We start from the raw sequence: 2621 nt of genomic DNA on the forward strand, positions 1-2621 counted from the left end.
CCTGTGCAACAGGAATAGGCCTGTTGCACAGCATGCGTTCGCTGATGACTCAGCGAACGCATGCGATCTGTTCCGACAATCATTGAGGGCTCGCGGGAATGTCGAATTCGTTTCACGAACTCCTTGAGCTCAGCCATGACAGCTACGAATTTTCGCTGGGACAGACGAATTCAAAGGGACTGATAAGCCGACGTCTATTTGACCGGAGGGAGGTTCTTGATACAAGCCAGGGCCACCTTGATCTGCCCATACTGCACTTGCTGATCCAAAGCCTCAAAAATCGGTCTCAGTCGATCCGTTCCGACTCGCGCAACCGCTGCCCGGACTTTTTCAAAAGTGGACTCATTCACCCAGGGTGCGGGATCACACTGCTGAATCGTACCGATAAATTCGATCAGATAATCCGAGACCGTCGACGATGTGCGCTCGGTCAATGCTGCAACGTCTTCCACCGACTTGCCTTGGCGGAAGAGGTCGAAGGCCAGTTGCTTCGTCGGTGACAACGTCACAGCTTCGGTGGATTGGGTGACACGTGGAACCAGAGTCGTACTTCCGGGAGTGTCCAGATCACGCGCCACCTGGTGCCGATCGCAATATTCACGAATGGCGTCGGTGAACAAACTCCCAAAGTCAGCCGTTTTTTTATCCCCGACCCCGTGCACAAGTCGAAAGTTTGCCAGGTTGGTTGGTCGCCGCCGGGCCAGGTCACGAAGGGTCGTATCCGCGAAGATCACAAACGGAGCGACGCCGTGACCTTCTGCAATCCGCCGACGAAGCCCCCGCAGTTCGTCGAACAGTTCACGATCAACACCTTCCCACGATGCCGCTTCGACTTTGGACGAACTTCCCGATCCCGATCCCGATTTTTTCTTCGCTGGCTGCAGCAGCTTGAGCGTGGCCTGCCCCTTCAAAAGCTTCCAGCCCGCGTCGGTCACCTTCAGCGTGTTGTATTCCCCCTCTCGCTCCAGAAATCCCTGCGAGGCTAACTGCTCAATCCAGTCGCGGACAGCCTCTTTCCTCTCTGATTTCAACAACCCATACGTCGAAAGCTGATCGTGCTCATTCGCCAGAATGCGGGCATCTCGTGATCCGACCAGGACCTGTGCCACGTAGTCCGCCCCGTAACTTTCATTCACCCGCACAACACAGGAAAGAATCTTCTGCCCCATCACTAAGGGGTCTGCCACCAGATCAAGCTGATCGAGGCAAACATCGCACGCACGGCAGTTGAACGATTCAAACGCCTGATTGAAATGCTCCACCAGCACCTTGTGGCGGCAGGACACCCCCGTGCAGAAACGTTCGATCCCTTTCAGGCTTTCCAGGGCCTGCGCTTTGGCAGGGGGGGGAAGTTCCTCCTGCATCTTTCGCCAGATAATAAAATTCGCGGACGACCAGAGAAGCCAGCATTCGGCTTCCAGGCCGTCTCGGCCTGCGCGCCCCGTCTCCTGCTGATAGTGTTCGAGCGACTTCGGCGCCCCGGTGTGAATCACGTACCTGACATTGGACTTGTCGATCCCCATCCCGAAGGCGACCGTGGCCACAATGATCTGGGTCTTGTCGTTCAGAAATTCGTCCTGATGCCGATTGCGATCTGCGTCCGACAACCCTGCATGGTAGGGCCGCGTTTTGTATCCCGCCTGCTTCAACGACTGTGCCAGTTCGTCCACTTCACGGCGCGAGATACAGTAGACAATCCCCGATTCTTCAGGATGTGCATCAATCACGCTACGAACCTGCTTCAGGACATCCCCTTTTTTCAGCACCCGGTAGATCAGGTTGGGACGATCAAATGAACCAATCAGCCATTCCGGATCACGCAGTCCCAACTGGTCTGAAATATCCTGCCGCACGGTCTCTGTTGCAGTGGCAGTGAAGGCATGGACGCCGATCCCGGGGAACCGCGTGCGAAGTTGCTGCAGCATCCGATATTCAGGCCGAAAGTCGTGCCCCCAGGCGCTGATACAGTGCGCTTCGTCGATGGCAAAGAACGAAACCTGACTGGTCTCAAGGAAGTCGAGCATCTTGTCGCTGCACAGCCGCTCGGGGGCCACGTACAGCAGCTTCAACTCTCCTCGCCGAATGGAATCCGCCACCTTGAACCGTTCTGCGTTGGTCATGGAACTGTTGACGCAAGCTGCGGGGATACCATACTCCGTCAGCGCATCGACCTGATCTTTCATCAGCGAGATCAGCGGCGAAACAACGACCGCCAATCCGGGCATCGCCACCGCGGGAGCCTGAAAACAGATCGACTTTCCGCCTCCTGTCGGCAGGACAACGACCGAGTCTCGCCGCTCGATGATCGTCCGCATCGCTTCCGCCTGCAGTGGCCGAAAAGAATCATATCCCCAGTATTTCTGCAGAACGTCTCTCAGCGCCGACATCACATCCGTAGCATTTGCCATCGCTGAAATTCGAACCTTTTCGCCGAAAGAAACATCTGACCGAAAGAAACAGCCTCAGGAACCGGCATTCACTGCAGGGTTGCTCAATGCAGAATTTGGCCAGAGATCTTCCCCTCTCAGCAAAACACAACTGCAAGTGCAATCGCCTCAAGGTTTATGTGAAAGAAAACTCATTCCCCCAGAGTCACCGCGCAAGTCACTGAGTTGGGAATC

1 protein-coding gene is annotated in these 2621 nt (G+C 55.7%); it reads right to left on the reverse strand.

The features are described 5' to 3' along the window. Window positions 1–194: 194 nt before the first annotated feature. Entirely contained in the window at window positions 195–2408 is a 2214-nt protein-coding gene (recQ, locus tag VGE80_RS18525; RefSeq protein ID WP_440593697.1) for a DNA helicase RecQ, read from the reverse strand. Between the last annotated feature and the right edge of the window lie 213 nt (window positions 2409–2621).

The organism is Schlesneria sp., from assembly GCF_036405755.1.
Lineage (GTDB): Bacteria > Planctomycetota > Planctomycetia > Planctomycetales > Planctomycetaceae > Schlesneria > Schlesneria sphaerica.